Origin of the sequence: Methylobacterium sp. CB376, assembly GCF_029714205.1 — a bacterium.
Lineage (GTDB): Bacteria > Pseudomonadota > Alphaproteobacteria > Rhizobiales > Beijerinckiaceae > Methylobacterium.
The window spans coordinates 6,496,991-6,516,486 of the sequence record NZ_CP121648.1; the positions used below are offsets into that span (position 1 = coordinate 6,496,991).

A 19,496-nucleotide genomic window follows, 5' to 3' on the forward strand; every position below is an offset into this window, starting at 1 on the left:
CCAGAAGAGCGGTTCCATGCCGAACGGACACATCATCGTGGCGGATGACGACGCCGCCATCCGCACCGTCCTCAACCAGGCGCTCTCCCGGGCCGGCTACGAGGTGCGCTCGACGGGCAACGCCGCCACGCTCTGGCGCTGGGTGGCGCAGGGCGACGGCGATCTCGTGATCACCGACGTGGTGATGCCCGACGAGAACGCCTTCGACCTGCTGCCCCGGATCAAGCGGGTGCGGCCGGACCTGCCGATCATCGTCATGAGCGCCCAGAACACCTTCATGACGGCGATCCGGGCCTCCGAGCGGGGCGCCTACGAGTACCTGCCCAAGCCCTTCGACCTCAAGGAACTCACCGCCATCGTGGGGCGGGCCCTGTCGCGGCCGCGGGGCAACGCGCTTCCCGGCGCGGCGCCCGAGAACGAGGACATCCCGCTGGTCGGGCGCTCGCCCGCCATGCAGGAGATCTACCGCTCGCTCGCCCGGCTGATGCCCACCGACCTCACGGTGATGATCACGGGCGAGTCCGGCACCGGCAAGGAGCTCGTCGCCCGGGCCCTGCACGATTACGGCCGCCGCCGGGCGGGGCCCTTCGTCCCGGTCAACATGGCGGCGATCCCGCGCGACCTCATCGAATCCGAGCTGTTCGGCCACGAGAAGGGCGCCTTCACGGGGGCGACCGCCCGCTCGGCCGGGCGCTTCGAGCAGGCGGAGGGCGGAACCCTCTTCCTCGACGAGATCGGCGACATGCCGATGGAGGCCCAGACCCGCCTCCTGCGCGTCCTGCAGCAGGGCGAGTACACCACGGTCGGCGGGCGCGTGCCGATCAAGACCAACGTCCGCATCATCGCGGCCACCAACAAGGACCTGCGGGTCTCGATCCAGCAGGGCATCTTCCGCGAGGACCTGTTCTTCCGCCTCAACGTGGTGCCGCTGCGCCTGCCGGCTCTGCGCGAGCGCACCGAGGACGTGCCCGACCTCGTGCGCCACTTCTTCACCCTGGTCGAGCGGGAGGGGCTGAGCCGCAAGCAGCTCGACGCGGACGCGATGGAGCGCCTCAAGCGCTACCGCTGGCCGGGCAACGTGCGCGAACTCGAGAATCTCGTGCGGCGCCTCGCGGCGCTCTACCCGCAGGAGACGATCACCGGCCCGGTGATCGAGGCCGAACTCGACACGCTGCCCCTCGCGGCGCCCGCGCCGGCGGGCGGCGGCGCGCGCAAGGGCACGCCCGACGCGGAGGGGCTCTCGGCGGCCGTGGAGCGCCACCTCGCCGAGTACTTTTCGGGCTTCCGGGACACGCTGCCGCCGCCCGGCCTCTACCACCGCGTGTTGCGCGAGATCGAGGGCCCGCTCATCGGCGCCGCGCTGGCGGCGACGCGCGGCAACCAGATTCGGGCTGCCGAGCTGCTCGGCGTCAACCGCAATACCCTGCGCAAGAAGGTGCGGGACCTCGATCTGCAGGTCTTCCGCACGCCGCGCTAGCGTCGCCGGCAGACCCGGGCGGCCGCGGCACAGCAGATCCGCGGCCTCGCCCGGCGGCGGCGGCCGCCTGAGCTCTCGGAATCAGTCGCGCGACCCACGCGAGGGCCACGAAGACCTGCGCCCGGAGCCACGAATCTGCGAGACATTTCGTCGCGGGCAGGGCCTCGGCTCGGCGGCCGGCCGGACCCGGCTCAGCCATGCCTCAGGCGCAGGGCAGTGCGGCCTCGTCGGCGGCGACGGGGACGCAGTAGAGGCGCTTGCGGGAATACAACTTCATGTTGTCGTTCGCCCCCGGTCCCGGATGGCCATGGTACTCGTCGGAAATCTCGCCGGCCGTCAGCACGCGGCGGCGGGCCTGCCAAGTCGCCGGCAGAGTCTTCACCGGCTTTCGGCCGCGCGTTTTCTTGTGGCGACCGAAGATCTGGCCATCCTTGCGCTTGGTCATCTTTGAAACGTCCCCCAATCCCGGCCTTCTTCTGGCAGGATGGACGCGCCCTCCGGTTGACCCGGATGCGTGCGCGCGCCGCGCCCCACATGGTTCCGAACCCCCTGAGGGTAGCCCGGAATCCCCCACAAAGTCCGGCGACATTTCGCCTTTCTCGAATCTCCGCCGGCCTGCGGCGACGCGGACACACGCGTTCGAGTGAGCTAGGCTTCCGGGTTTCGGCATAACCCGTAAGGACTAACTCAAGCCACTGAGGGCGCGTCGGTTTTCGGTCCGCGCGGCGGGCCCGGCCGGGCGCGGCCTCATGCAGCAGCGGCAAGGATCCGCGCCCCCGCGCCGGCCTGTCTGACGTTACGAAAGGGCGCCGCGCCCAAGCATATCCTCTCGGTTTCTGCCCCCGCAGACCTTGAAGTTGGCGGCATCTCGCGTAACATCTGCCGCACTGGATGGGGGCATGCCGTTTTAAGAGGATGATGATGGACTCCGACAACCAGACCGAGTTTCCGCAGTCGATTGAGCTGGTGTCCGACATCGTGTCGGCCTACGTGTCGAACAATTCGGTGCCCGTGGGTGAACTCGCCGCTCTGATCCGCAGCGTGCACGAGGCGGTGGCGCAACTGGGGGCTCCGGCCGCGCCGCAGCCGGAGAAGCTGGTCCCGCCGGTTCCGATCAAGAAGACGGTGACCCCGGACTATCTCATCAGCCTGGAGGATGGGCGGCGCTACCGCACGCTCAAGCGCCACCTCGCCGGCCGGGGGCTCACGCCGGAGCAGTACCGGGCGAAGTGGGGCCTCCCTCCGGATTATCCCATGGTGGCGGCGAACTATGCCGCCCAGCGCTCGGAACTCGCCAAGAGCATCGGCCTCGGCCAGAAGCCGGTCGCCCGCCGCCCCCGCGCCACGCAGGCGGCGTGATCCCGCGCCCGTCCCGGGACCCGCAACCGAATCAGACGCCCGCGGAAGACCGCTTCCGCGGGCGTCGTCGCGTCGGTGGTGCGCCGGCCGAGGGGAGGGGGCCCGCCGGGCGCGCCCCGGCCCCCGCGCAGCTCCGAGGGTCCGCGCGACCGGGCCGTTCCTCCGGCGGGCGGCTTTCGGCCGAGGCCGTGTGAGAACGCGACGGCGCGGACCGCGACCGGCGGTTCATCTCCCCAGAGGGGAGGTCGTCCCGCGAGGGGCGATTCCTCGGTCCGCGACGCCCGCGGCGCGGCGTGCTCGCATTCCCGCGCCGCCTGCACCCGTTGCGGGCCTCGCATCCCGCGTCGTTCGGGGAGGCGAGGGAGGGTCCGACGGGTGCCAGGTGCCGGTGCGGACGGCCCGCAGTCGATCTGCCCGGTCCAAGCTCGTCGGTGTTTGCCCGTCGCTGCCGCTGCCGTCAGCGCCGAGGCGGATCACCGCTCGGCGAAGGCGCCGACGACCCGGACGATGCCGGCGCGGTCACCGGCGAGGCGCTCTGAGACGGCCGCGACGGGTGGCAGCTTCGAGACCTCCCGCCCCACCAGCGGGTCCAGCGTCCAGGCCCGCGCCGGGACGCGTCCCGCCTTGATCGGATCGCTGTCGGGCGATCCGCGATCCAGAATACCCGGCCCCGGTCCTGCCGGTTTGGGGAGAAGGCAAGCGCGATCGGGGCGCGATCCCTGAGCCTGCTCAGCACGACCCAGGGGACGATCCTGAGGGCAGGGGAACCACCCTCGGCAGCCCTCGGACGGGGCGCTCAGGTGGCTCTCGTTCACTTGCAAGGGTCACTTGCAAGGGTCACTTGCATTGCAAGGGTCCATGGCGGCTCTTCAGGAGTCGAGGCTCCCCTGAAGGAGCGACGGATCGGTTGGGTGCCCGCTACATGTATTGAGGTGAATTGGCCCGATGGAATAATTCGTGCTATAGAGCCTCAACCTCGAGAGTTCCACGAGCCAGCTAGGCAGCTGCGTCGGAACAGGTGGCGGGGGACGCGCCATGATGCGAAGCTTGGCACGACGGGACTTCCTGAAAGCTTCGGCCGCGCTGGGCGCGAGTGCCGCGGCGGGCTTCGCCTGCCTCGAGATCGCGACCGCCGCGCCGATCGAGATTCCCACGGTCGACGCGCTCACCCTCCGCGTGCTGGTCGATTCCGCGCACGATCAGTTCCTCAAGCCCAGCACCGTGCAAGGTGTCGTTCATCAGCCACCCGGCGGCGGCCGCGGCAGCGACTACAGGAAGGTTCTGCACAACCAGTGGGGTCTATCCCTCTTCGCCGAGTCGCAGCGACGCGACGAGACCAAGACGATCCTCCTCGACTTCGGCTACACGCCGGAAGCCCTTCTCAACAACATCGAGATCCTGAAGCTCGATCCGAGCAAGGCCGATGCCCTGATCGTCAGCCACGGGCACCACGACCATTACGGGGGCCTGATCGGCTTCCTGGACCGGTACAGGGCGTCGCTGTCGCCGGACGTCAAGCTGTTCGCCGGCGGGGAGGACAATTTCTGCCATCGGCTGGTGCCGAGCGGGACCGCCGGCCAGTTCACGGATTTCGGCCTGCTCGATCGGCGCGAACTGGCGGCCCGGCACATCACCACCGTCCTGTGCGAGGCGCCCACGGTGATCGCCGGGCACGCCTTCACGACGGGGCAGATCAAGCGCCGCTCGCTCGAGCGCGTCCTGCCCAACACCTTCGTCGAGCGCGGATTCAAGGACGGCGCGGGCTGCGATGCCGCCCACTACTCCCCGGCGGAGCTGGAAGGGAAGATCATCCCGGACGAGCACGTCCACGAGCACGCCACCTGCTTCAATCTCCGGGACAGGGGCCTCGTCGTCATCAGCTCGTGCGGGCATGTCGGAATCGTGAATTCGGTCCGGCAGGCGCAGGAGGTCTCGGGCGTCGAGAAGATCCACGCCATCGTCGGAGGGTTCCACCTCGGCCCGGCTCCGAAGGATTACCTCACCCAGGTCGTCGCCGAGATCGCCAAGCTGAAGCCGGACGTCGTCATCCCGATGCATTGCAGCGGCCTGAACTTCGTCCTCGAGGCGCAGGCGCAGATGCCGGAGAACGTGCTCGTGCCGACGACGGGCAGCCGGCTGCGCTTCGGTGCGTAGCGCCGTCCTGCGCGCCGCCCTGCTGGCAGGACTCGCCGGCGTCGCGGGCGGTCCGGTCCGGGCCGTTGAACCGGGCCGCCGGTCGGCGGCCGAACTCATGGACGTGCTGATGTGGAACCGCGAGCCGGTCGGCGGTCCCTTCGCGCTCGTTGACCAGACCGGACGCCCGCGCACCGACGCCGACTTCCGGGGCACACTGCTCCTCGTCTATTTCGGCTTCACGTCCTGCCCCGATGTGTGCCCCACCGACCTCGCGGAGATCGGCCGCTTGCTCGACCTCCTCGGAGACCGGGGCGCCTCGATCCAACCGCTCTTCATCACGCTCGACCCCGAGCGGGACACGGTCGCTCATCTTGCCGCGTACGTTCCGAGTTTCCATCCCCGGCTGATCGCTCTCACGGGCAGCGCCGAGGCCGTTCGCAACATTGCGGATGCTTACAAGGTCTATCATGAGCGCGTGCAGCTCGGCGGCAGCGACTACACGGTCGATCACTCGGCGTTCATCTATCTGATGGATCGGTCGGGCGGTTACCTCGGGTTTTTTCCTCCCGGCACGACGGCCGAACGGATGTCCGCGATCGTCGAGCCGCTTCTCACGACCCCCTCGTCCGATCGGTCGCGCCGCGACCGCCGACCTTGAGCTCTGGGCGGCGGTTCTCCGCCGGGCCTTGGGCAGGGCGCGCGCACGGCGCACGGGGTTCCTGCCCCGGACCATCGATCGTGCGGCATTCTCTGCGGCTGCGCACCGCTGCTTCGCGGATGACCGTCGGTCCCCTCGCCCTGCGCGGTCACGAGAGCGGCGCGGGCCGCCCTGGCGGCACGGCCGCCGTCGATGCCGGGGCGCCCGGACGCGGGGCTGGCCGTCGCCACTCCGGCTCGGCCAGGATCCAGACCTCCGTCGCCTGCGCGCGACCGTGCACGACCAAGGGCGCGTGGCGGCGCAGGCCGTCGAGGGCGGGCTCGCCGGCCTCCGCGCGGACCCGCTCGACCAGGGCGTGACTGCTCACCAGCGGGGTCCGGAGGCCGCGGCTCTGCGCTTCGAGCCGGCTCGCGACGTTCACCGTGTCGCCGAGAACCGCGTATTCGAGCCGGCGCGCGTGGCCGATCGTGCCGAGCACGACCGGCCCGACATGCAGGCCGATCCCGATCTGCAGGGCCGGCTCGCCGAGCGCGCGGCGCTCGACGTTCCACGCGTCGAGGCAGGCCAGCATCCGGCGCGCGCAGGCCAGCGCATCCGCGGCGTCGCGGGGGCCCGGCCTCGGCGTGCCGAAGGTCGCCATCACGCTGTCGCCCACGAACTTGTCGAGCGTTCCCCCGCCTCGAACACGCAGCCGGCCATGCGCTCGTGGAAGCCGCGCAGCATCGCCATGACGGTCTGCGGCGAACGGCGCTCGCACAGGCCCGTGAACCCGACCACGTCGGCGAAGAGGATCGCGACGTCCTGGACCCGCGCGGGACCGAACGGCTCGTCGAGCGCGGCCAGCTCCTCCACGAGATTTGCCGAGACGTGGCGGGCGAGGTTGTCGCGGGCGCGAGCGACCCGCGCCTGCGCCTCGACCAGCCGGCGCGCGCGGTGCACGACGACCGCGAGGATCCCGGTGATCAGGCAGGCGGTGAAGACGCTCGTCGCCCAGGCCGCGGCATCGACGAAGGCGGGATCCAGGTAGCGCGCCAGGGCCCCGGGGCCGGCGCCCCCGTGACATCGCGCGGCGCGGCCGGCTCTCGGGCCGCAGGCCGGGCCGGCCGCCTCCGCCCGGATGTCACGATCCGATCCCCTGCCTCGTCAGGACAGGAGCCGGCCGCCGCGCCGGCGCCGTGCGACAGAGAGGAAACCATGAGAATCGTCGTCATCGGCGGGACCGGGCTGATCGGCCGTCAGGTCGTCGCGACCCTGCGCGCGCTCGGCCACGAGGCCGTGCCCGCGTCACCCGCCTCGGGCGTGAACACGGTCACCGGCGAGGGGCTCGCCGCGGTGCTGCGGGGCGCGCGGACCGTGGTCGACGTCGCCAACTCACCCTCCTTCGAGGAGGAGGCGGTGATGGCCTTCTTCCGGACTTCGGGACGCCATCTCCTGCGCGCCGAGGCGGAGGCGGGCATCGCTCACCACGTCGCCCTGTCGGTGGTCGGAACCGACCGCCCGCAGGCCCCCGCCTACCTCCGGGCCAAGCTGGCCCAGGAGCAGCTGATCACGGCCGCGGGCATCCCCTTCACGATCGTGCGGGCGACGCAGTTCTTCGAGTTCATGGGCGGCATCGCCGAGGAGGGGACGCGGGACGGCGTGGTCCGCCTCTCGCCGGCGGCGATGCAGCCGATCGCTTCGGGCGACGTCGCGCGGGCGCTCGCGGAGGTCGCGCTCGCCGAGCCGGCGAACGGCATCGTCGAGATCGCCGGGCCGGAACGCGCCCCCTTCGCCGCGTTCGTCGGCACCTGGCTCCGTCACCGCGACGATCCCCGCCGCGTCGTGGTCGATCCGGCGGCCCCGTATTTCGGCGTGCCGATCACCGACGCGACCCTGACGCCGGGACCGAACGCGCGCATCATGCCGACGCGATTCGACGACTGGCTGACCGCGGCGGCGAGCCGCGAGGGGAGTGCCTGATGCGCGCCTCGTCCCCCTGCCTCGCGCTCGCGCCCGTGGTCGCGCCCGTGGTCGGGCCCGTCTTGGCGGCGAACGGCCTCGCGCGCGCCGCGCCGGTCCCGCGGGCGCGCCGCGGGATCGCGCCCGACGAGGTTCGTCCCGGCATGCCCTCGCGAGCCCGCGCGCGGGGGACCTCGCGATGACGCCCCGGAGCTCCGATCCGCTCTCCGGACCCACCGGGAGAGCCCTGCTGCCGGAGGACGCGCAGCTCGCGGAATTCGAGGCGCAGCGCCCGCGCCTGCTGCGCCTCGGCTACCGCATGCTCGGTGCGCTGAGCGAGGCCGAGGACGTGGTGCAGGAGGCGTGGCTGCGCTGGTCGGGCGTGCGGGACGGCGTCGCGACGCCGGCCGCCTACCTCACGCGCATCGTGACGCGGCTGTGCCTCGATCAGCTGAAATCGGCGCGGGCCCGGCGCGAGACCTATGTCGGTGCCTGGCTTCCCGAGCCGCTGATGGGCGCGGCCGATCCGGACGAGACGGTCGGCGAGGACGTCACGCTGACGCTCATGCTGGCGCTCGAGCGGCTGTCGCCGCTCGAGCGGGCGGCCTTCCTCCTCCACGACGTGTTCGGCGTCGCGCTGCCCGAAGTGGCCGCGACGCTCGACCGCGCGCCGGCCGCCGTGCGTCAGCTCGCGGTGCGGGCCCGCAGGCATGTCCAGTCCGGCCGTCAGCGCTACCGCGTCGACGCCGCGGAAGCCGAGCGCATCGCGCGCGCCTTCTTCGCCGCCTCGCGCGACGGCGACACGGCGGCGCTCGCCTCGCTGCTGGCCGCCGATGTCGAACTTCGCTCGGACGGCGGCGGCCGCGTCCTCGCCTATCCCAACGTGATCCGCGGCGCGGACCGGGTGATCCGGCTCTTCGCCGGCCTCTCGGGCAAGGCCTATTTCCAACCCGTTCTCCTCAAGGTTGCGATCATCGACGGATTGCCCGGGTACGTCAGCGCCACGCGCGGCGGCCTGCTCCAGACGACGGCCCTCTCCGTCCGCGACGGGCGCGTCGCCGCCATCTACGCGGTCCGCAATCCCGACAAGCTCCGCCAGGTCGCCGCTGCGCTCGGCCGGTGATCCGCGGGACGCGGTGGCTGGCCGAAATCGCCGCGCTCCCGTATTAATTTCGCCACACTGTAGTGGCCTTGCATCAGCCATGTTGCTGTCGCGCCGCGTTCACGCGCCCGGGGCCTCCCCCGGTGCCCCGCCGGAGACGGCCCCGCGGGGGCCGGGGCTGTTCGGGGCCCTGGTCGTCGGGGTGGCGCTGGCGCTCGCCCTCGCCACCTTCCTGATCCTGGTCGGGGCCACCGGCATCGCCCCGACCCACGACGTCGTCGTCGCGCTGCTGCTCGGCAACGTCGCCCTGGTGATCGGCCTCGTGGTGGTGATCGCCTGGGAGGCCCGGGTCTTCCTGCGGGCGCGGCAGGCCAATGCCCGGGTGGCGCGGCTGCACACCCGCATCGTCGGCCTGTTCAGCCTCATCGCCACCCTGCCCACCATCCTGCTCGCGGTCGTGGCCTCGATCACCCTGGAGCGCGGCCTCTCGCCCTGGTTCTCCGACCGGATGCGCAACGTCGTGCTGATGTCCGTCGACGTCGCCGACGCCTACCTGACCAACCAGTGCCAGAGCCTCGCCCGCGAGGCCCGCATCCTCTCGGACGATCTCACCCGGGCGCGCCCCGCCTTCGAGGTCGAGCGGGCGTGGTTCGAGAACTTCCTCACCGCGCGCGCGAGCTCCCTCGGGCTGCCGATCGCCCGCATCATGCGCTCCGCCGACGAGACCGTGGCGCGCGCCAACATCGACGTGCTCAAGAACCCGCCGCTGCCCTCCGCGGCCGATTTCGAGGAGGCCGCCAAGTCCAACGACCCGACCTGCCTGCTGCCCCGCGAGGGCCGCGTCTTCGGGGCCCTGATGAAGCTGCCGGCCTACGGCGACGCCTACCTGCTGATCGAGCGCGAGGTGACGCGCCTCGCCGTCGAGTTCCCGGGCGTCTCGCGGGCGGCGGCGACCGAGTTCCTCACCATCGATGCCGGGCGGCGCAGCGTGCAGATCGCCTTCGCCAGCATGTTCGCCCTGATCGCCCTGATCGCCCTGCTCTCGGCGGTCTGGTTCGGGCTCAACTTCGCCAACCGGTTCGTCGCCCCGATCCGCCGCCTCATCAACGCCGCCGACCAAGTCGCCTCCGGCAACTTCTACGCCCAGGTCCCGCACCGCAAGACCGAGGGGGACCTCCAGCACCTGGGCGAGAGCTTCAACAAGATGACCCAGGAGCTGCGCCGCCAGCACGACGGGCTGATCGAGGCGCGCGACCAGATCGACCGCCGCCGCCGCTTCACCGAGGCGGTCCTCGCCGGCGTGCCGGCCGGCGTGCTCGGGATCGACGCGGAGGGCGTCATCACCATCGCCAATCCCTCGGCCGAGCGGATGCTCGGCCTCACCCCGCAGGAACTCGTCGGCACGCCCCTGCGGGTCGCGGTGCCGGAACTGGCGGGCCTCCTCGGCGCCTCCGGCGAGGGGCGCCTGCGCCCGCTCCAGCAGCAGATCCAGATCACCCGCAAGGGCCGCGAGCGCACCATCGACGTGCGGGTCACCAGCGAGCAGGCGCAGGGCATCGACCGCGGCCACGTCGTCACCCTCGACGACATCACGGACCTCGTCGCCGCCCAGCGCACCTCCGCCTGGGCCGACGTCGCCCGGCGCATCGCCCACGAGATCAAGAACCCGCTCACCCCCATCCAGCTCTCGGCCGAGCGCATCCGCCGCAAGTACGGCAAGGTCATCACCACCGACAAGGACGTGTTCGAGCAGTGCACCGCCACGATCGTGCGCCAAGTCGACGACATCAAGCGGATGGTCGACGAGTTCTCGTCGTTCGCCCGGATGCCCAAGCCGGCGATCTCCCGCAACGACCTGACCGAGATCGTGAAGCAGAACCTGTTCATGATGCGGGTGGCGCATCCCGACATCGATTTCGCGATGGAGGGGGAGGGCACCCGGATCAGCGCCGCCTTCGACACGCGCCTCCTCTCCCAGGCGGTCACCAACATCCTCAAGAACGCCGTCGAGGCGGTCCAGGCGGTGCCGGAGGCGGAGCGCGGCCGCGGGCGGATCGCCGTGCGCCTCCTGGAGGAGGGGGACGGCGCCGTGATCGAGATCACCGACAACGGCAAGGGTTTTCCGGCCGAAGGGCGCCAGAGGCTGCTCGAGCCCTATATGACGACCCGCGAGGGGGGGACCGGCCTCGGGCTGGCGATCGTGAGCAAGGTCTTGGAAGAGCACGGCGGCGGCATCGATCTCAACGACAATCCGGCGGGGCGGGGCGGGCAGGTGCGCATGCGCCTCCTGCGCGAGGTGCCGCGCCCCGCCTCGCCCGAGGGCGCGGCCGCCCCGGCCCAGAGCGCGGCGGCCCAAGGCGCGGCCGCCCAAGGCGCGGCGGGGCAGGGCGCGGCGGGGCAGGACGCCCCGGCGCCGAGCGCGCAGGGGGCCGCACCGTGAGCCGGCCGATCTCCGCTCGGGGGCCGATCTCCGCTCGGGAGCCGCTCCGCTCGGGAGCCGATCTCCGTTCGGCGGCCGGGCGCCGCAGCGCGCCGCGGGCGAGCGCCCCGCGGCCCGGCGCGGCGCGCCGGCAGGGCCGGACAAGCCATCGCGAGAACCATCAGGGTGCGGCCGCAGGGCCGGGCATCCGCAGCGCCGGGAGGCCGTGACCGATGAGCGCCGACATCCTGATCGTCGACGACGAGGCCGACATCCGCGACCTCGTGGCGGGCATCCTCGACGACGAGGGCCACCGCACCCGCACGGCCGGGTCCTCCGACGAGGCGCTCGCCGCCATCGAGCAGCGCCGGCCCCACCTCGTCTTCCTCGACATATGGCTGCAGGGCTCGCGCCTCGACGGGCTCCAGCTCCTCGACGTGATCAAGGCCCAGGCCCCGGACCTGCCCGTGGTGATGATCTCGGGCCACGGCAACATCGAGACCGCGGTCTCGGCCATCAAGGCGGGCGCCTACGACTTCATCGAGAAGCCGTTCAAGGCCGACCGGCTGATCCTGGTGGCCGAGCGGGCGCTCGAAGCCTCGCGCCTCAAGCGCGAGGTGCGCGACCTCAAGGCCCGCTCCGGCCAGGCGAGCCGCATCGTCGGCGGCTCGGTGGCGGTGAACCAGCTGCGCCAGACCATCGAGCGGGTCGCCCCCACCAATGCCCGCGTGATGATCTCGGGCGCGCCGGGCTCCGGCAAGGAGCTCTCGGCCCGCACCCTCCACGCGGCCTCGGGCCGGGCGAGCGGCCCCTTCGTGGTGATCAACGCCGCCACGATCACGCCCGAGACCATGGAGGCGGAGCTGTTCGGGGTCGAGGCCGCGGACGGGCGGCCCCGCCGCGTCGGCGCCCTGGAGGAGGCCCACGGCGGCACCCTCTACATCGACGAGGTCGCGGACATGCCCCGCGAGACCCAGAACCGCATCCTGCGGGTCCTCGTCGACCAGAACTTCCAGCGCGTCGGCGGCACCACCCGGGTCCATGTCGACGTGCGCATCATCTCCTCCTCCTCGCGCGACCTCGCCGAGGAGATCGCGGGCGGCCGCTTCCGGGAGGACCTCTTCCACCGCCTCAGCGTGGTGCCGATCCGGGTGCCGCCGCTGGCCGAGCGCCGCGAGGACGTGCCGGAGCTGATCGGCTTCTTCATGGAGCAGATCTCGATGGCGACCGGCCTGCCCCAGCGCCGGATCGCCCCCGACGCCATGGCGGTGCTGCAATCCCACGACTGGCCCGGCAACGTCCGCCAGCTGCGCAACAACGTCGAGCGGCTGATGATCCTCACCCAGGGCGATCCCGAGACCGAGGTCACCACCGAGATGCTGCCGAGCGAGGTCGGCGCCCTCGTCCCCACCACCCCGAGCGGGGCGGGGGGCGAGAAGCTGATGAGCCTCGCCCTGCGCGAGGCCCGCGAGATCTTCGAGCGGGAGTACCTGGTCGCCCAGATCGCCCGCTTCTCCGGCAACATCTCCCGCACCGCCGAGTTCATCGGCATGGAGCGCTCCGCCCTGCACCGGAAGCTCAAGTCGCTCGGCATCGGCGCGTGATCCGGCGCGGCCGGTCCGCATTTGACAATGCGGACCGGCCGCGATCTTGCTATGAGCCACGCGGCCGCCGCGGGCGCCCCGACCGGGTCGTCTGGCCGGTGTCTCGCGTCGCGGCCGGATGCCTCTTGCGCCGGGCCGAGCTTCACCGTGTAATGGGTCTCGGGTCCGGGGCCGCGTCTCGCGGCCCGCAAGAATCAACGGAGCGACCCGTCATCCGGGGCCGGCAGCGGGTTCACAAGGATAAGAAGAATGGCGGGCGAGCGCGCTCAGAATCTGCAGGACACTTTCCTCAATCACGTCCGCAAGAACAAGATCCCTCTCACGATCTTCCTGGTCAACGGCGTCAAGCTGCAGGGCGTGGTGACTTGGTTCGACAATTTCTGCGTGCTGCTGCGGCGGGATGGACATTCGCAGCTGGTCTATAAGCACGCGATCTCGACGATCATGCCCGGTCATCCGGTGCAGCTCTTCGAGCAGGGCGAGGAGGGCGCCGAGAAGGGCTGAGCCCGGTCCTCCTCGCGCCGGGGCGGCGAATCCGCCCCCCGGCGCTTGATTGCGGCCGGCCCACCTCCAATCTGACACCGATCGCCGGGCAGCGGATCGGCCCGCCGGCCTGCGGCGGGATTCTGGTGAGATCGGCACTTCATGGAACCTCGGATCCCGGGTGACACCCGGCTGTCGGACGAGGCGCGGCCGGGCGAGGCCCGGCTGCAGCGGATGGCGGAGCCGGAGGGCACCATCGCGGCCGCCACCCGGACCCTCGTGCTCGGCCCCTACCTCACGCGGAGGGGCGACGCGGCGCGGGCGCCCACCCGCCCCCCGAGGCGAGGCTCGACGAGGCGGTGGGGCTCGCCGCCGCCATCGACCTCGCGGTGGTCGACCGGCTGATGCTCCCGGTCCAGGCGATCCGGCCCTCGACCTACCTGGGCAAGGGCCGCGTCGAGGAGATCGCCGGGCGGATCGCCGCCGAATCCGTGCGCCTCGTGGTGATGGATTGCGCCCTCTCGCCGGTGCAGCAGCGCAACCTGGAGAAGGCGTGGGGCGTCAAGGTCATCGACCGGACCGGGATGATCCTGGAGATCTTCGGGCGCCGCGCCTCCACCCGCGAGGGCGCGCTCCAGGTCGAGCACGCCCATCTCGCCTATCAGCGCAGCCGCCTCGTCCGCTCCTGGACCCACCTCGAGCGCCAGCGCGGCGGCTTCGGCTTCCTCGGCGGCCCCGGCGAGACCCAGATCGAGGCCGACCGGCGCCTGATCCAGGAGCGCATGACCCGCATCGAGCGCGAACTCGGGACCGTCACCCGCACCCGCGGCCTGCACCGGCAGAGCCGCCGCCGCGTGCCCTACCCGATCGTGGCGCTGGTCGGCTACACCAATGCCGGCAAGTCGACCCTGTTCAACCGCCTCACCGAGGCCGAGGTGCGGGCCGAGGACATGCTGTTCGCGACCCTCGATCCCACCGCCCGGGCGATCAAGCTGCCGCACGGCGAGACCGCGATCCTGTCCGACACGGTCGGCTTCATCTCCGACCTGCCGACCATGCTGATCGCGGCGTTCCGGGCGACGCTGGAGGACGTGATCGAGGCCGACATCCTGCTCCACGTCCGCGACATGGCGCACGAGGACACGCAGGCCCAGGGGGAGGACGTGCAGGCGGTGCTCGCCGAACTCGGCATCGCCCCGCAGGCGGACCGGATCATCGAGGTCTGGAACAAGGCCGACCTGCTCGGCCCGGAGGAGCGCGAGCGCCTGCTCAACCTCAGCCGGCAGACCGGCACCCGGCCGGTCCTGATCTCGGCCCTCACCGGGGAGGGAACCGACGCGCTCCTGGCCCGGATCGAGGGGCGCATCGCCGAGAGCCGGGCGAGCTTCGCCCTCGTGCTCGACCCGGCCGAGGGGGCCGGGCTGCACTGGCTCTACGAGAATGCCGAGGTGCTCGACCGGCGGGAGGATGCGGGCGGGCGGCTCCACCTCGTGGTGCGCGTCGCCCCCGAGAAGGAGCCCCGCCTCCTCAATCGGTTCGGCACGGCCCGGCGCCTGCGCGCCGCCGGGGAGGCGGCCCGGCCCTGACCGGGATCCCCGCGCCGGGGCGGGCCGCTTCGGTCCGCCCTTGCGCGGCGGCCCCCGACGGCGCAGGGACATCTCCATGCTGTTCGGACTCCACATCCACCACCCGGCGCATCTCTCGATCTGGATCGCCCCGGACGACCAGCGCGTCGTCCCGCGCATCAAGGTGACGGTCGACGGCGTCACCACGGTCAGCTCGGCGAACGAGGTCGATCACAACCTCAAATCCTGGGGCTGGCACTCGACCGGCCTGTGCGCGTTCAACCTCCACGACGGGGCCTTCCCGGGCCTGAGCGAGGCCGCCCTGCTGGAGGTCCGCGACTACGACACCAACATCCTGCTCTACCGCCGCAGCCGCGAACTCGGCGACACGCAGCGCCGGGTGCTCTTCCTCGACCACACCATCGGCCAGGCCAGTCCCCTCCGGGACACCCTGTTCTCGAAATTCCAGATCTCCCACCTGATGCTCAAGGGCGTGAGCCAGCCCGTCCTCAACTGCATCATCGGCAATCAATTCCTCAACTCGCTGTTCTGCTACGGCCCGATCTTCTATCCGGTCTGCGAATCCTTTCTGATCGAGCACAAGTTCCTCAAGATCTTCCTGGCGCACGACCCCTACCTGGAGCTGGCCCGCCGCATCTTCTGGCTGCGCAGGGTCTCGGAGCTGGCGGTCAGCAGCGCACGCCACTGGCAGATCGAGGAGATCGTTGATGCGTGCTACTTCGCCTCCTCGCTCGATTTCAGCGATCTGCCGCTCCTCAAGAAGAGTTTCCGGAATCTCGATGCCAAGACCACCAACACCCTGTCGAACCCGATGACCCGCTATCTCGGCGCCCGGGACGAGCGCGAGGCGCTGAATCCGGGCCACTGGTCGACGGCGATCCAGAACCTGTCGCGCTTCGAGGTGGTCGGGCACCACGACTATGCCGGGGAATTCTCGGCCTCGGTGATGCAGGCCCTCGACCTCCCCTACGAGGAGCCGGTGCCCCGGCCCGGGCCGCGCCAGGAGGTGCGCGACGCCGCCGAGATGCTGCGGGCGGTCAGGAACGCCGCCCCCCTGGTCGAGATGGACCTCGACCTCAGCGAGCGCATCCGCTCCCTGGTCGAGAAGTACTGGAAGCAAGCCTGAGCCCGGCCGGCGCCGCGCCCCGCGGCCGGGCCTCGCCCGGCGGCGGGGCAGCGGCCCGGCGGGAGCTTGACCCGGTGGCGGCGGCGCCGCCAACCCGGGGCGCGTGGCGGCGCGCCGCGCGCCGCCTCGGCGGCCGCGGGACGGGACCGCCGGGTTGAGAGGTCGGTTGAGAGACGCGCGCGATGGCACCCGAACACGATCTGGTCCCGGTCTCATGCGACCTCGACCGCCTGTACCGGTCGGACGGCTCCTCCGAACTGGCGGACGCGCTGCCCCCGATGGAGCCCTCCAGCCCCGACATCGACTTCGTCGACGACCTGTTCCCCGCCTACGCGTACGAGCGGCCGGCCCCCCTCACGCAGGTCTGCGGGGACGAGGAGGCGGCGCGGCACATGCGGCAGATCGAGAGCGACATGGCCCGGGGCGCCCGGCGGGGCGCGGCCTCGGCCCTGTTCCGCATCCGCGACGCCGTCCTGTACGACAACGTCATCCATCTCCTGCGCGGCGCGCGCCGCGCCGTCGTCTACGAGACCGCGCGGCCGCAGGACCTCGCGCATTTCCCGCTCGACCAGGCGCCGCACCCGATCCGGGACCAGGATTCCTCCGACGGCGCCCTCAACCTCGTCTTCACGAACTCCGCCTCGTTCAATTACGGCCACTGGCTGGTGGAGGATCTGCCGCGGCTGAAGGCGGTCCGGGTGCTCCGGCGCCGCTTTCCCGGCCGGCCCATCAACCTGATCATCACGACCTATCACGAGATCATCGACCAGGTGCGGCTGCGCTCGATCAAGCTGATGCTCGAGGGCCTGCGGGGGATCCGGATCGTGACGATCACGCGCGACCAGCCGCTGCATTTCGACGTGCTGCACTTCGCCTCGCCGATCGCCCTGCACCCGGTGCTGAAATCCCCCGAGGCGCTCGCCTTCCTGGCCGGGACGCTGCGGCGCCGGGTGCTGCTCGCGCGCCTGCGCATCGCCCGCGACGCCCTGCTGGCGACGCCCCGGCGCCGGCCCCTGCGGCGGCGGCTCTTCGTCGACCGCGCGCCGGATTACGGGCGCCGCCTCCTCAACCGGGACGACGTGCTGGCGCTCCTGTCCGGCGAGGGTTTCGAGGTGGTCGATCCCCTGACCCTGCCGTTCGGCCAGCAGGTCGCGCAGTTCGCCGATGCCGGGGTGGTGGTGGGCGGCATGGGGGCCGCCATGACCAACACGCTGTTCAGCCTGCCCGGGACGCAGGTGATCCACCTCGCGGCCGAGGGCTGGAACGACCCGTTCTTCTGGGACCTCGCGGCGGTGCGCGGGCACCGCTACCACGCGCTCTACGGCGCGAGCGACTCGAAGGAGCGGCCGAACCACGGCGCCTTCACGATCGACCTCGACGCCCTGCGGGCCGCCCTGCGGGCGGCGACCGCCTGACCGGGGGCGGCTCGCCCCGCGACCGAGCCCCCGCTCGAGTCCGCCGCTACTGCGACCGGCGGCTGAAGGAGACGGCGTAGGCCTGCACCCGCGCGTCGATCAGCGGGTCGTCCGAGACCTCGATCCCGTCCGGCAGGGCGTTCGGCATGAAGAGCAGCGCCTTCTGGGCCTCCTCGCTGTTCGCGACCGCCTTCGTGAGGGTGAGCGTGCCCATCTCGACGAGGCGCCGGTCCTCCGGCCAGGGCCGCGTCGCGTCCCGGGTGGAATCGCCCTCGCTCGCGAGCTGGGCGAGGACGCGGAACTCCACCGGCCCCTGGGCGAGGCGCGCGGGCAGTTCGCGCATCAGGAAGTCGGGGTCGCGCTTGGCGGCCTCGGCCGCCTCCAGGTACGCGGTGCCGGCGACCGGGACGAAGCGGTAGCGGAAGGGCGTGCGCTTGCCGGCCGCGTCCACGAACACGAAGGCGTTGACCCCGTTATAGACCTGCCCGGCGAGGCTCGTCGGCGTGCCGATCACCGCGCCGGCCCGGCCCGCCGCCGGGTGGCTGGCGACGAAGGTCTCCACCGGCGTCGGGTGCGGCGCGCCGGGGCCGCTCGCCGCCGCGGCCTTCAGGAGCTGCAGGAACTCCTCGGGCGTCGCCACGGGGAAGAACTTCAGCGAGTTCACCACCACGTCCATCTCGCCGCCCTCCGCGAGGGCGAATTTCAGCGCCATCCCGTGCGGCTTGGCATTCGCGTCCCCGTCCGGGATGGTGGGCAGCCCGGTCGCGTCGGAGAAGCGCGCCCGCACGGGCACCGCCGGCCCCCGGAACGGCGAGGCCTTGCTCAGCGCGGCGGCCTCCCGGCTCGGCGTGAAGGAGCCCTCCACCACGACGCCCTTGGCGTGGTTGGCGCGGAAGCCCGCGTGCTTGCCCCAGAGCGTGTTCATCACGTCGACGAGCTGCTCGGGCACCGGGGCCTCCTCGGCCCGCGCGCGAAGCGGCCCCGCGATCGCCAGCCCGAGCCCCGCGGCCAGGACGGCGCCGATCTTGGCGTAACCCATCGAAATCTCCGGTTGCAGCCGCCTTCCGATACGATCGGGCGGACCATCGCCCGGACGGAAGGTCCGGCGCAAGACGGGTTGCGCTCAACTGGCCGTGGGGCGGCCGTCCCGCGCCGGCGGGGGAGGGACCCCGGCGGGCCGCGCGCCGCGATCGGTCCGGCTCAGACCCCATCCGCTTGATCCCCGGGATGGCGGATCTGGGCTTCGCTCACGCGCCGCGCGGGCGCGTGATCCGGGATCCGCTTCACTCCTCCCGCTTCACCGCCGCCCAGGCCTCCTCCATCGCGGCGAGGCCCGCCTCCGGCAGGTCCTGCCCGCGGGCGCGCAGGCGGGCCTCCATCGCCTCGAAGCGGCGCCGGAACTTGCGGTTGGCGCGCCGCAGCGCCTCCTCCGGGTCGATTCCGGCGTGCCGGGCGAGGTTGGCGACCGAGAACAGGAGGTCGCCGATCTCCTCGGCCAGGGCCTCGCCGTCGCCCGCCGCCAGGGCCTCGGCCACTTCCTCCGTCTCCTCCCTGACCTTGTCCACGACCTCGGCGGCGTCCGGCCAGTCGAAGCCGACCGCGGCGGCCTTGGCCGAGATCTTCTCCGCCCGGGTCAGGGCCGGGAGCGCGAGCGGCACGCCGCCGAGCGTGCCCTCGGGGCGGCCCCTGCGCGCGCGCTCGGCCGCCTTGATCGCCGCCCACTGGGCGCTGACCGCCTCGGGGTCGAGGTCGCGCGCCTCGCCGAAGATGTGGGGGTGGCGCCGCACCATCTTGTCGGCGATGGCGGTCGCCACGTCGGCGAACGCGAAGGCCCCGGCCTCCTCCGCCAGCCGCGCCTGGAACACGACCTGGAACAGCAGGTCGCCGAGTTCGTCGCGCAGGTCGTCGAGGTCGCCCCGGTCGACCGCGTCGGCCACCTCGTAGGCCTCCTCGATCGTGTAGGGCACGATCGAGGCGAAGTCCTGCCGCAGGTCCCAGGGACAGCCGGTCTCCCTGTCGCGCAGGCGGGCCATGATGGCGAGGAGCCGCTCGATCGGGGTGGTGCTCATGCGGGGTCTCGCCGGCCGACGCGCCGTCCCGGCGGCGCCCCGTGCTCATAAGCCGGCCCGCGCCGATGGTGAAGGAAGCCGGCAACGCCGCACTCACCCTCGATCGTAATATTCCATTTATTCC

16 protein-coding genes and 1 pseudogene are annotated in these 19,496 nt (G+C 71.9%); 12 read left to right on the forward strand and 5 right to left on the reverse strand.

The genetic code is table 11. The features are described from left to right. Window positions 1-16: 16 nt before the first annotated feature. A complete protein-coding gene (gene ntrC / locus QA634_RS29945; RefSeq protein WP_012335589.1) occupies window positions 17-1,477 on the forward strand; it encodes a nitrogen regulation protein NR(I) in 1,461 nt (486 codons plus the stop codon). Between the two features lie 202 nt (window positions 1,478-1,679). Here ntrC and QA634_RS29950 read toward each other — a convergent pair whose 3' ends face one another. Then, the gene (locus QA634_RS29950; protein ID WP_012335590.1) at window positions 1,680-1,922 is read right to left on the reverse strand and encodes a hypothetical protein; all 243 of its coding nucleotides are present in this window, start codon (window positions 1,920-1,922) and stop codon (window positions 1,680-1,682) included. 476 nt (window positions 1,923-2,398) lie between these two features. Here QA634_RS29950 and QA634_RS29955 point away from each other — a divergent pair, with 476 nt between their 5' ends. From QA634_RS29955 to QA634_RS29965, 3 genes are all read left to right on the forward strand, one after another. Then, window positions 2,399-2,836: a MucR family transcriptional regulator gene (locus tag QA634_RS29955; RefSeq protein ID WP_012335591.1), complete on the forward strand. Its 438-nt coding sequence runs from the start codon at window positions 2,399-2,401 to the stop codon at window positions 2,834-2,836. Window positions 2,837-3,871: 1,035 nt separating this feature from the next. After that, on the forward strand, window positions 3,872-4,990 hold the full coding sequence (locus QA634_RS29960; RefSeq protein WP_012335593.1) for an MBL fold metallo-hydrolase: 1,119 nt from the start codon (window positions 3,872-3,874) through the stop codon (window positions 4,988-4,990). Continuing rightward, complete coding sequence (locus tag QA634_RS29965) at window positions 4,983-5,630, forward strand: SCO family protein (protein ID WP_012335594.1); 648 nt, start codon at window positions 4,983-4,985, stop codon at window positions 5,628-5,630. The genes QA634_RS29960 and QA634_RS29965 overlap by 8 nt, the downstream gene beginning before the upstream one ends. A gap of 148 nt (window positions 5,631-5,778) precedes the next feature. Here the strand turns inward: QA634_RS29965 and QA634_RS29970 are convergent, their stop codons facing one another. Both QA634_RS29970 and QA634_RS29975 read right to left on the reverse strand, forming a co-directional pair. Next, window positions 5,779-6,285 carry an adenylate/guanylate cyclase domain-containing protein gene (locus QA634_RS29970; RefSeq protein WP_050777522.1) on the reverse strand — a complete coding sequence of 169 codons (507 nt, stop codon included), beginning with the start codon at window positions 6,283-6,285 and terminating at the stop codon, window positions 5,779-5,781. Beyond that, window positions 6,270-6,569: an adenylate/guanylate cyclase domain-containing protein gene (locus QA634_RS29975; RefSeq protein WP_050777523.1), complete on the reverse strand. Its 300-nt coding sequence runs from the start codon at window positions 6,567-6,569 to the stop codon at window positions 6,270-6,272. Before QA634_RS29975 ends, QA634_RS29970 begins: the two co-directional genes overlap by 16 nt. 255 nt (window positions 6,570-6,824) lie before the next feature. Between QA634_RS29975 and QA634_RS29980 the strand changes: the two genes are divergently transcribed. The 8 genes and pseudogenes from QA634_RS29980 (at window position 6,825) to QA634_RS30015 (ending at window position 17,303) form a co-directional block, all read left to right on the forward strand. Next, entirely contained in the window at window positions 6,825-7,589 is a 765-nt protein-coding gene (locus tag QA634_RS29980) for an SDR family oxidoreductase (protein WP_012335595.1), read from the forward strand. Between the two features lie 178 nt (window positions 7,590-7,767). Beyond that, window positions 7,768-8,691, forward strand: coding sequence for an RNA polymerase sigma factor SigJ (sigJ, locus tag QA634_RS29985; RefSeq protein WP_012335597.1), 924 nt, complete (start codon window positions 7,768-7,770; stop codon window positions 8,689-8,691). Between the two features lie 79 nt (window positions 8,692-8,770). Then, window positions 8,771-11,110, forward strand: a complete 2,340-nt coding sequence (locus QA634_RS29990; RefSeq protein ID WP_012335598.1) for a sensor histidine kinase NtrY-like — start codon at window positions 8,771-8,773, stop codon at window positions 11,108-11,110. A gap of 212 nt (window positions 11,111-11,322) precedes the next feature. Next, a complete protein-coding gene (gene ntrX, locus QA634_RS29995; protein ID WP_012335599.1) occupies window positions 11,323-12,693 on the forward strand; it encodes a nitrogen assimilation response regulator NtrX in 1,371 nt (456 codons plus the stop codon). 249 nt (window positions 12,694-12,942) lie between these two features. Continuing rightward, window positions 12,943-13,197 (forward strand): RNA chaperone Hfq, encoded by a 255-nt coding sequence (hfq, locus tag QA634_RS30000; RefSeq protein ID WP_012335600.1) that lies wholly within the window; start codon window positions 12,943-12,945, stop codon window positions 13,195-13,197. Window positions 13,198-13,338: 141 nt separating this feature from the next. Then, window positions 13,339-14,762 (forward strand): annotated as a pseudogene (hflX, locus tag QA634_RS30005) (GTPase HflX). A 76-nt stretch (window positions 14,763-14,838) separates the two neighbouring features. Next, entirely contained in the window at window positions 14,839-15,888 is a 1,050-nt protein-coding gene (locus QA634_RS30010) for a hypothetical protein (protein ID WP_012335602.1), read from the forward strand. 182 nt (window positions 15,889-16,070) lie between these two features. Beyond that, window positions 16,071-17,303: a glycosyltransferase family 61 protein gene (locus QA634_RS30015; protein ID WP_012335603.1), complete on the forward strand. Its 1,233-nt coding sequence runs from the start codon at window positions 16,071-16,073 to the stop codon at window positions 17,301-17,303. A gap of 46 nt (window positions 17,304-17,349) precedes the next feature. Here QA634_RS30015 and QA634_RS30020 read toward each other — a convergent pair whose 3' ends face one another. Beyond that, window positions 17,350-18,342: a catalase family peroxidase gene (locus QA634_RS30020; RefSeq protein ID WP_012335604.1), complete on the reverse strand. Its 993-nt coding sequence runs from the start codon at window positions 18,340-18,342 to the stop codon at window positions 17,350-17,352. A 244-nt stretch (window positions 18,343-18,586) separates the two neighbouring features. Continuing rightward, on the reverse strand, window positions 18,587-19,372 hold the full coding sequence (gene mazG, locus QA634_RS30025; protein ID WP_012335605.1) for a nucleoside triphosphate pyrophosphohydrolase: 786 nt from the start codon (window positions 19,370-19,372) through the stop codon (window positions 18,587-18,589). Window positions 19,373-19,496: the final 124 nt, after the last annotated feature.

Bases quoted from the DNA above. Each gene is read 5' to 3' on its own strand.
- ntrC (WP_012335589.1), top strand. From the start codon at position 17: ATGCCGAACGGACACATCATCGTGGCGGATGACGACGCCGCCATCCGC.
- QA634_RS29950 (WP_012335590.1), bottom strand. From the start codon at position 1,922: ATGACCAAGCGCAAGGATGGCCAGATCTTCGGTCGCCACAAGAAAACG.
- QA634_RS29955 (WP_012335591.1), top strand. From the start codon at position 2,399: ATGGACTCCGACAACCAGACCGAGTTTCCGCAGTCGATTGAGCTGGTG.
- QA634_RS29960 (WP_012335593.1), top strand. From the start codon at position 3,872: ATGATGCGAAGCTTGGCACGACGGGACTTCCTGAAAGCTTCGGCCGCG.
- QA634_RS29980 (WP_012335595.1), top strand. From the start codon at position 6,825: ATGAGAATCGTCGTCATCGGCGGGACCGGGCTGATCGGCCGTCAGGTC.
- sigJ (WP_012335597.1), top strand. From the start codon at position 7,768: ATGACGCCCCGGAGCTCCGATCCGCTCTCCGGACCCACCGGGAGAGCC.
- QA634_RS29990 (WP_012335598.1), top strand. From the start codon at position 8,771: ATGTTGCTGTCGCGCCGCGTTCACGCGCCCGGGGCCTCCCCCGGTGCC.
- ntrX (WP_012335599.1), top strand. From the start codon at position 11,323: ATGAGCGCCGACATCCTGATCGTCGACGACGAGGCCGACATCCGCGAC.
- hfq (WP_012335600.1), top strand. From the start codon at position 12,943: ATGGCGGGCGAGCGCGCTCAGAATCTGCAGGACACTTTCCTCAATCAC.
- QA634_RS30010 (WP_012335602.1), top strand. From the start codon at position 14,839: ATGCTGTTCGGACTCCACATCCACCACCCGGCGCATCTCTCGATCTGG.
- QA634_RS30015 (WP_012335603.1), top strand. From the start codon at position 16,071: ATGGCACCCGAACACGATCTGGTCCCGGTCTCATGCGACCTCGACCGC.
- QA634_RS30020 (WP_012335604.1), bottom strand. From the start codon at position 18,342: ATGGGTTACGCCAAGATCGGCGCCGTCCTGGCCGCGGGGCTCGGGCTG.
- mazG (WP_012335605.1), bottom strand. From the start codon at position 19,372: ATGAGCACCACCCCGATCGAGCGGCTCCTCGCCATCATGGCCCGCCTG.